Source organism: Corynebacterium sp. HMSC071B10 (assembly GCF_001814825.1).
Classification (GTDB): domain Bacteria; phylum Actinomycetota; class Actinomycetes; order Mycobacteriales; family Mycobacteriaceae; genus Corynebacterium.
In genome coordinates this window covers 1-9,088 of the sequence record NZ_KV817959.1, presented here as the reverse complement: position 1 = coordinate 9,088, position 9,088 = coordinate 1, and the positions used below count along the sequence as shown (strand labels likewise).

At 63.1% G+C, this 9,088-nt stretch carries 6 protein-coding genes and 2 pseudogenes; 5 read left to right on the top strand and 3 right to left on the bottom strand.

Features of this window, described 5'->3' with window-relative positions:
* A pseudogene (locus HMPREF2990_RS12850) lies at window positions 1–181 on the top strand (cytochrome c biogenesis protein DipZ); the annotation flags it as partial.
* Window positions 182–199: 18 nt separating this feature from the next.
* A pseudogene (locus HMPREF2990_RS01455) lies at window positions 200–511 on the top strand (cytochrome c biogenesis protein DipZ); the annotation flags it as partial.
* Here HMPREF2990_RS01455 and HMPREF2990_RS12625 read toward each other — a convergent pair.
* Entirely contained in the window at window positions 508–858 is a 351-nt protein-coding gene (locus HMPREF2990_RS12625; RefSeq protein WP_070852087.1) for a hypothetical protein, read from the bottom strand. The pseudogene HMPREF2990_RS01455 and the gene HMPREF2990_RS12625 overlap by 4 nt on opposite strands.
* A gap of 238 nt (window positions 859–1,096) precedes the next feature.
* Here HMPREF2990_RS12625 and HMPREF2990_RS01450 point away from each other — a divergent pair, with 238 nt between their 5' ends.
* The 3 genes from HMPREF2990_RS01450 (at window position 1,097) to HMPREF2990_RS01440 (ending at window position 5,811) form a co-directional block, all read left to right on the top strand.
* The gene (locus tag HMPREF2990_RS01450) at window positions 1,097–2,785 is read left to right on the top strand and encodes an ABC transporter ATP-binding protein (RefSeq protein ID WP_168167102.1); all 1,689 of its coding nucleotides are present in this window, start codon (window positions 1,097–1,099) and stop codon (window positions 2,783–2,785) included.
* On the top strand, window positions 2,782–4,476 hold the full coding sequence (locus HMPREF2990_RS01445; protein WP_070762341.1) for an ABC transporter ATP-binding protein: 1,695 nt from the start codon (window positions 2,782–2,784) through the stop codon (window positions 4,474–4,476). Before HMPREF2990_RS01450 ends, HMPREF2990_RS01445 begins: the two co-directional genes overlap by 4 nt.
* 534 nt (window positions 4,477–5,010) lie before the next feature.
* Complete coding sequence (locus tag HMPREF2990_RS01440; protein ID WP_371574713.1) at window positions 5,011–5,811, top strand: YwiC-like family protein; 801 nt, start codon at window positions 5,011–5,013, stop codon at window positions 5,809–5,811.
* A gap of 543 nt (window positions 5,812–6,354) precedes the next feature.
* On the opposite strand, the gene HMPREF2990_RS01435 is transcribed toward HMPREF2990_RS01440, so the two are convergent.
* Window positions 6,355–7,605 carry a DUF7405 family protein gene (locus tag HMPREF2990_RS01435; RefSeq protein WP_070762339.1) on the bottom strand — a complete coding sequence of 417 codons (1,251 nt, stop codon included), beginning with the start codon at window positions 7,603–7,605 and terminating at the stop codon, window positions 6,355–6,357.
* A 1-nt stretch (window position 7,606) separates the two neighbouring features.
* Window positions 7,607–8,980: an iron uptake system protein EfeO gene (gene efeO / locus HMPREF2990_RS01430; protein WP_168167101.1), complete on the bottom strand. Its 1,374-nt coding sequence runs from the start codon at window positions 8,978–8,980 to the stop codon at window positions 7,607–7,609.
* Window positions 8,981–9,088 lie beyond the last annotated feature (108 nt).

Genomic DNA, 9,088 nt, shown 5'->3' with positions numbered 1-9,088 from the left:
GATCGTGGAAGGGGAGGGAAGCTACGCCGAGACAGAAAAGCTCGTGCGTGAATTGCTTGTCGACGCCAACACCGAAGTCAACCTCCCCGAACCGGTCGAAGGCGGCGAAGCAGCAGGCGGTACAAAGGGCCGCAACCCGGAAACGTATCTCGGCACTGCGCGCGCCGAGTACACCAAGTAACCCGGTTACACCGACGGCGAGCACGACTTCGGTGAACCGCCCGCCCCAGAGCGCGGCATGTTCACTCTGAACGGGACGTGGATTCTCGAGGAGGAATCAGTGCAGACCACCAGTGGAGGACACCTGGACATCAACGTCTTCGCCAAGTGGGTCCAGCTCGTGGTTTCGGGTGAAGGAGAGATCGAAGTCGAGTATCCGGACGGTGCGACAAAGTCGTTCCCGGTCACAGATGGAACCCTCGACCTTGCGAAAGGCGACACGCCCACCGAGGGAGTGCTGCGCATCCGGCCCACGGCAGGCGTGAAACTGTATTCGTTGACCTTCGGCTAGGCAGAGACAACCTTGTCCAGCGCCTCGGCGAACCGCGCGACGATGCCGTCGACCTCGTGAGCGGCGCTGGCCAACTGGGAAATAAAGTCGGCAGGCAACTCGAGGCCCGCAGCGGTTTCCACGTGCGCCGCGAAGACGACGGAAGGGTGCTCAGGACGCACCTTCGGTTTCGGGCCATTGCCAGAGCGCTTATCCGGAGAAGCCTTCTGCTCCCACTCCAGCGGGGTAGTGATCGTCCCCTGAGTACGGGGATTTCCCGGTTTTACAGGCTGATTCAGCGAGAAAATTGTTAATAACGCCTGCGGATTCTTACGCCCATCCTTGGTCTTCGTCCACGCGCTACTCAATGGTGTGCTGGTTTTGCGTGATCTCGGTTTCAGCAATGTCCATCAAACGCACGAGACGGGGCTTGACCCAAATACTAGGTTAGGCTAACCTAACGCAAGAATGGTTGTTATCTTCTGAGAGGGCAACACAGTGCCGCTTGTGTCTGATGAACCCACCACAGCGACCAATGAGTCGACGAGTCGGCCGAGAGGGGGCGACGCGAACGCGGGGAACCCCGTTTGGCGCATACTCCGGCCGGTGTCCGTCCCTATCGCTGTCGCACTGTTGCTGCAGATTCTCGGCAGCTTGGCCAGTGCCATTCCGCTGCGGGCGATGACCCGGATTGTCGATGGACTCACCCGCGGAACGGACGCCGTGTGGCCAGCGGTCTGGTGGTTCATCGGTGGACTCGGTGGCGCACTAGTCCTGGGGTCGCTGGCGCTGCTCATCACCCATCTGGTCGACCTGCGGGTACAGGCCGGTTTGCGCGAGCAGCTGGCCGACAAGCTGAGCCGACTCCCACTGGGATGGTTTGATCAGAGCTCCTCCGGACGCGTCCGCCGCATCGTCCAAGATGATGTCGCGACCCTCCACCACCTCGTCGCCCACGCGCTGGTCGAGATCACCGCAGCGGTTCTGACACCGGTGGTCGGCGTCATCGTCGCACTGACGATCGACTGGCGGCTCGGCCTGTGCTGCATGATCGGCCCGGTGGCATACATGGTTCTGTTCTCGGTGCTCGCGCCCGGAGACATGCGCACTGTCATGGCCCGGATCGCCGAGGCGCTCTCCGAGGTCTCTGCCGCGGTGATCGAATTCGTCGACGGCATCGCGGTGCTGCGTATTTTCGGGGCGGCGGAGACCGGATCGATACGCTTCACCCGGGCGTCTGACGACTTCACCTCGGAGTTCCGCACGCTCGTCACGCCTCAGATGCGTGCCCATGCCGTCGCGCTCACCGCCCTTGGGTTGCCGGTCGTCGCGCTGACTGTTGTCGGCCCCGGAGCTGCCATGGTTGCCGCCGGGTGGAGCGAGGTCGCCGACGTCGTTGTAGTCACCATGATCGCGCTCTCACTGCCCGCCACGCTGCTCACGGTCGGAGCCGGGCAACAACACGTCAGCGACGGACAAGAAGCTGCCGCTCGAATCGTCGCTCTCCTCGACGAGCCTGAACTTCCTGTGCCCCAACAGCCCCACGAACCCGCCGGGTCTGACGTCACGATCGAGGGCGTCACCTTCGGCTACACACCCGACCAGCCTGTGCTGCACGGAGTGTCGCTCGTTGCTCGGGAAGGCTCGGTTATCGCGCTGGTCGGGGCCTCTGGCTCGGGCAAGTCGACCCTCGCCTCCCTCATCGCCCGCTTCCGTGATGTGGACACCGGTACGATCCGCATCGGTGACGTCGACGTACGCGACATCGATCCGCATGTGCTCCATCAACACGTCGGCATCCTGCTGCAGAGCCCGAGCCTGCCCGCCATGAGCATTCGCGACAACATCGCACTCGGACGTCCGGACGCGACCGACGAAGACATCCAGCACGCCGCCTCCCAAGCGGCGATCGACGCGCGAATCCGCGAACTGCCCCGCGGCTACGACAGTGTCGTCGGAGAGGACGCGCGGCTCTCCGGTGGTGAGACCCAGCGCGTGGCTATCGCCCGGGCCATCCTCGCCGACCCCCGCGTGCTCATACTCGACGAGGCCACCTCCGCGGTCGACCCTGAAAACGAGGCCGCGATCGGGCAGGCCCTCGCCGAACTGACCCGTGGACGCACGGTCATCATGATCGCCCACCGCCTTGGCACGATCACCCATGCAGACCAGATCGTCGTCCTCGACCAAGGGCGAATCGTCGAGCAAGGCGATCACGAATCCCTGCTCGCCGCCGATGGGCACTACGCCGCGCTATGGCGTAACCAGACCGCCGTCACGGGAGGTGCTCGATGATTGCGCAGATTGAACGGATCGCTGGGCAAGAAGGACGCTCAACACTCCGGCGATTCACAGCCGTGGCTGTGGCGGCCGGAATCGCACAGGGCCTGTCACTGGCCTGCCTTGTCCCAGTACTGGCCCACCTGGCCCAGGGGGATTTCAGCTCGGCACTCTGGTGGTTGATCGCAATGGTGGTCGGCGCCGGCGTCCATGCCCTACTCACGGTGTGGGTCACGCGCGGGAGCGTCGATTTGACCATGTCTCTGATGTCGTCGATGCATCGCCAACTGGCTCGGCAGCTCATGCGTCTGCCGATGGGGTGGTTCGATGGCGGGTCCGCAGCCAACGCCTCACGGCTCTCGGTCCGCGGCACAATGTTCGTCGCCACCGCGATCGGTGACGTGCTTGCTCCGCTGGTCGGTTACGTGGCGACTCCGTTGACTCTAGTGCTCGTGACCTTCTTCCTTGACTGGCGGCTGGGACTCTCGCTCGCCGTCGGGGTACCGCTCGTGTATGCCTCGACCGTGCTGGCTCGCTCCTGGAGTGCCCGGGCCGACGCCCGACTCACCGCCGCGGAACAACGCACCGATGCCGCGCTGCTCGACCTGGCCAAGCACCAGACGGCGCTGCGCGGGGCGCGAGTGGCGGGTTCTGGTTATGCACCACTGGCATCTTCACTTGACCGCCAACGTCGCCTCGGTATGTCGGCCCAGCTGGCCTCCGCCGCATCGATGATCGTCCAGAGCGTCGTGGTACAGACGGTCTTTGGCGCTGTGGTCACCGTGGCCGTATGGCGCGGTCTCGGCGGTGCGGACCCGCTCGTGATGATCGGTCTCATACTCATCGTCACCCAGGTGGTCGGTCCCCTCCGCACGCTTTCCGAACTTGGTACGGCGCTGCGCCGCATGGATCGTGAACTCGACCAGGTGGTCGATTTGCTCGACGAGCCGGGGCTACCGGAACCCGAGCAGCCCGTCTCAGCACCGACGCGTCCGCCGGAGATTGCGATTGACGCAGTGCGCTTCGGCTACGAAGACGCGATGGTGTTTGACGGTCTCGATCTGACTGTTGCGCCGGGATCGATCACGGCCATCGTCGGGCCATCCGGGTCGGGCAAGACCACGCTCACCCGCTTGATCGCCCGCTTCTATGACGTGGATGCAGGGGCCGTGCGGTTCGACAGCGTAGATGTTCGTGACATGGCCAGTGCCGATGTCCTCGGGGCGACGTCGTTAGTGTTCCAAGACGTTTATCTCCTCGATGACACCCTGCGCGCGAACGTGCTGCTCGGCCGCCCCGAGGCTACGGATGCCGAGGTGGACGCCGCCGCGAAGCTCGCGCGGGTCGATGAGATCGTCGATCGTCTGCCTGAGGGCTGGGCGACCCGCGTCGGTGAGGGCGGCAGACTGCTCTCGGGCGGCGAACGGCAGCGCGTTTCGGTGGCCCGCGCCGTGTTGAAGCGGGCGCCGGTGCTGCTGGTGGATGAGGGGACTTCATCGCTCGACGCGTCCGCCGCCGTCGCTGTGCAGGAGGCAATTCGCGAACTCGCCGGGTCGGCGACAGTGCTGGTGATCGCACATCAGGAGCACACGGTGGCCGCTGCCGATCAGGTCGTCATGCTCGATGGCGGACGCGTGGCCGCGGCGGGGATACACGAGGATTTGCTGGCTTCGTCGCAGGCGTATGCCCGGCTGTGGGCGCGATAGCCGCATCCGTGACAAGTGGGCATCCACGGGTTGAGAGAACGACTGTTGGACTGTCCGGCTGCCGACGAGTTTTGCGCTCTGCGGCAGTTCGGCGGCAACGAGTGACCGAAGCGGTCAGGAGATCATGACTCGACGATGAATCGGGGCTGCGTGGCCTGTTGGGCCGCAGGCAGGCGGTAGCGTTCCTAGTCCTCCGGTCGCACGAGCTACAGGAATCGCGCAGCGCCGACTCAGGAGTAGTCTGCAAGAACGCGCTGGTTTGACGCTATCAACGGTCATCATGCCACCGTGCGGAATGATCCACTGCGCTCGAGTGTGTCCGAACGGGAAGCCGATGCACACCACGGCGTCGGGGCTGTAGGTGTTGATCTGCTCCAGAACTGCGTCACGGCTTGCTTCCGCATCAGAAGGAAGTGGTAGCCAGGATCCGGGAGGGATTCGAACCCCACGATCGAGGCAAGCGGATCTCCGCGTGCGGCACGGAAAAGACCACGCCAATTGCCCATCACGGATTCGCATCAGTAGGGTGAAAACATGTCGAAGAGCCAGACGCAGCGTAGCGTGTCGCGCAACCCCCGCACACGCCGACGCTCACCCGGTTGGGTGCCCGACCAACACGGCGCCTGGTTTATGGTCACCGTCCCCGCTATCACCGGCGTCATCCTGGCGCCGTCGTGGACTGCGATTCCCCTGTTGCTGACCTGGTGGCTCGGCTATTTCACGTTTTTCGCCGGCAGCGTCTGGATCCGCTCGCGCTTCCGCGAACGCAACCGGCCCCCGGTCCTGGTCTACGGGTCGCTCGCCGCCGTCGCGGGTGTGACAACGCTGATCTTCGACTGGCGGCTTCTCATGTGGGTCCCGGCGTTCGCGCCGTTGGTGGCCATAGCCGTATTCGAGGCATGGAAGCGGCGTCCGAGGTCGCTGTTGTCGGGTGTGTCCACTGTCGTAGCAGCCTGCCTCATCCTGCCGGTGGCCGCCTGGGCCGGGGGAGGCCTGGATGCGGAGGCGTGGGCCGCATTTGCCGTGTACCTGGCGTACTTCGTCGGCACTGTGCCCTACGTGAAGACGCTCATCCGTGAACGCGGCTCCAAGTCCTGGTTCATCGGGTCGGTGGGCTATCACGTCGTCGTGCTTGTCGCCGCCGTCGTCGCCGTGCTCGTAACCGGCGGGCATCCGTTCCACCCAGCGATCATCGTCGTGGCCGTCGTGTTGCTCGCGCGGGCGACGCTGATGCCGATCACCGGCGCACGTCGTGAGAAGCCATGGACGCCGAAGGTCGTCGGACTTCTGGACGCAGCCATCACAGTGCTGGTGGTCATCGTTGTGCTGCTCTAAGGCGGCTCATTTGCTGCCTCGTCACTTTGGCTGATTGAGATACAACCCATGGATTCCGCCGTATGATGTGGTGCATGAACTGCCGGAATGTCCGTATCAACTCCGTTGCGGCGCTTATCCTGAGCCTGTTAGGGGCGGCGTTCTTTGCAGTAGGGCGGATTCTGGTTGGGGTGGACGGATGGCTCGTGTTCTACTCCGTTCCAGCTGGGGTAATCGCCGCACTTGCGCTTCTTGCTTTGTGGTTTATCCCCGTACGCCACGTGAAGGACGGCCAGCAGGCAGAGCCGTATAAGTCCTTCGGGTGGCGCGAGTCTTGGGCCTTCATCGCGGTAACGGTCTTTCTCTTCCTAGCCGGCTTCTTTATGGTTGATACCGGTGACACTGAGGAGAGCGTGAAATCCGTTTTCACCCAGCTTGTAGGGAGATGGGCGTTAGAATTTTCCTCAACATTGTGTTTGCTCTGTGTCCTTGGAGTGATTGTGGCCTACATCGTGGGCGTTGTTGTGGCGGTGAAAGGACGCAAGGCGAGACACAGGACAGGAGCTAGGCAAACATTCCTTCACCGACGAAACCGGCCTCACCCACGCCGGGTGGGATGAGGTAGGTGCCGGTTTTGGTGGTCTTGAGATATTCGAGAAGCATTTCGTCACGCGACATGGATCGGTGCACTGTGGCAAACCTATCCACGGTGCGGGTGAACGCCATGAAGAACAGCCCCGCGTCGAGGCGTCCTTGTTCGTTGGAGCCATCGACGAAGTTGAACGCACGGCGCAGCATGCGGATGCCACCGTTTTGGTCGGGGTGCACATTGAACACGTGCGAGCCGTGGTCGATGACGGGACGGCCGCGCTCGTTGGTGGCGGAAAAGTCCGGCTCGTCGAACTCGTTGGTGCCGGTCAGCGGGGCACCTTCAACCTTGTCGCGGCCGGTGACGCGCTCCTGCTCCTTGAGCTGGAGGGTGTCCCACACCTCGATGTTCATGGCGATACGTCGGGCGGTCAGGTATGTTCCGCCGGCTGCCCAAGGTTGGGAAGAGTCGGACGGGATCCATACGTGTTCGTCCAACGCTTCGGTGTCTTCGGCGCGTAGGTTCGCGGTGCCGTCCTTCTGACCGAAGAGGTTGCGTGGGGTGCTTTCCTCACGGGTGGTCACGGCTGCTTTGCCAAACCCGATTTGGCTCCAGCGCAGCACCGCATCAGGCACGGCCAAGCGGGTGAGGTTGCGGATGGCGTGAGTGGCCACCTGTGGGTCGTTGGCGCATGCCTGGATGCAGATATCGCCGTCGGACTGCTCACGGTTGAGAAAGTCGTTGGTCATTGGCGGCATTGCGGTGAACTCGGTTGGCAGTTTGTTCGCTAAGTCGAATTGGTCGCGGAACAGGCTGCGGCCGAACCCGATGGTGATGGTGAGGGCAGACGGGCCCAAGTCGAAGGCTTCGCCGGAATCGTCGGGCGGGAAGTCCGCGCCACCGCCGAACGCACCTTTGGCGCTGACTTCGCCGCCGAGTGTGAGCCGTCGGGCAGCGTCGGTCCAGCGCTGCAACAGGTCGATCAAGTCATCGCGGGAGGCTTTCTCGTCCATGTCGAATGCCGCGAAGCGGAGGCTGTTTTGCATCGGGCTGATGATCCCGGCTTGGTGCTCGCCGGCGAAGTCAATGATCAGCTCGTCGTTTACAGCACCGTCGATGTCGCCAGATGCCCCATGGGATTCATCCCGCGAACAGGCGGCAGCGGCGGCGCCGACGGCGCTGACACCGCCTAGCGCCAGGAAGGTGCGTCGGTTGAACCCGCTCATTTTAGGATTCCGCCTCCGAATCAGCCTCAGTATCAACGTTGAGTCCCAGCACGGTGCCAGTCAGCTTGGACAGCGGTTCGCGCAGCGCATCGATGGCGCGGGTGAGTTTCGCCTGCTGGCCGGCGTCGACTTCGTCGTAATCCACGTAGCCGGTCTCAAGGCTGCCGTATTCGTCGAGGAGGGACTGGATGTCGTCGAAACGCTGCTCGATCTCGCTGACCAGCTTGGCACCTTCTTCACCGCGTTCGGCGGCGATGCCCTTGACCATGTCAAACGCGATGCGCGAGCCCTGGATGTTGGCTTGGAAGTCGTAGAGGTCCTTGTGCGACCACCAGTTTTCCTCGCCGGTGACCTTGGTGGTGGCTACCTCTTCGAGCAGGCCCATTGCGCCGTTGGACACGGTGTCGACGGTGATGTCATTTTCTGCGACGAAGTCATCGGCCTGCACGGTGTCGTTGAGGGCTTCAACGTCGGCGACGAGTGCGTCGGCGATCTCGCGGCGCTTCTGCGCCGAGGACGGCTCCCAGCCTTCGCGGGCGGGGGCACCGTCGGCGTTCTTGGCATCCGCAGCTGGCGGCCACAAGTCCTTTTCCATGCGGTGGAAGCCGAGCCATTCAGTAAACGTCGGATCGTCTTCCTTGAGCTGGTCGGCTTCGGCGATGTAGTCCACTTCGCGGTAGTCAATGCGTGCGTCGAGGACGCCGAGGGCCTCAGCGATTGGCTCGATGCGTTCGTAGTGGACGCGAGTGGTGGCGTAAAGGTCCTTGGCCTTGTCGTCGTCACCCGCGGCGTAGGCTGCGGCGAATTCCTCGACCTTTGGAAGCAGTTCGGCGACCTCGTTCTTAACAAAGTTGACGTAGTTGTCGCGTGCTTCGTTGAAGCGCTTCTCGTCGGATTCGTCGTAGGTGATCGGCTCGCCGGTGACGGTGAACTCTGCTTGGCCGATATTCGGTCCACGCAGGCCATGCTTGCAAGCGGTGAAGTAGGAGCCCGGCTCGAGCTGGACGGTGAGGTCTGCGGTGCTGCCCGGGGTGATGTTCTCGCGCTCAGCGATGACGCGTAGGCCGTCTTCGGCCAGCAGGTAGAACTCGGTGACGCGCTCGCCGGAGTTGGTGATGGAGAAGGTATTGGTGCCCGATTCCACCGAGTTTGTGGCGACGGCGCAGGAGTCTTCCTTCGCTTGGACGTCGATGGCGTCGCCGGTGCTGTTTTCCACGCACGCAGTCAGCGGGAGGGTCACGATGGTCGCTCCTCGGTTTTCTCGTTCCGCAATGATGGTCAACAGTTGGTGTGCGGTGGCTTCGTTGATCGGGGTGGTGAGAAAGTCATCGAGTACGAGGACATCGGTGTTGTGAATGGCTTCGAGGAACTTCACGCGTTCAGGATCCGAGTGATGCTGTCGATTCGGGGTAGTTGGTACCGTGAGTCCGCGTAGTTGGTACCGGTGTTCCACGTACCCGGTACTGCAAGGGGTTTTCTTTCA

Bases quoted from the DNA above. Each gene is read 5' to 3' on its own strand.
- HMPREF2990_RS01440 (WP_371574713.1), top strand. From the start codon at position 5,011: ATGTCGAAGAGCCAGACGCAGCGTAGCGTGTCGCGCAACCCCCGCACA.
- HMPREF2990_RS01445 (WP_070762341.1), top strand. From the start codon at position 2,782: ATGATTGCGCAGATTGAACGGATCGCTGGGCAAGAAGGACGCTCAACA.
- HMPREF2990_RS01435 (WP_070762339.1), bottom strand. From the start codon at position 7,605: ATGAGCGGGTTCAACCGACGCACCTTCCTGGCGCTAGGCGGTGTCAGC.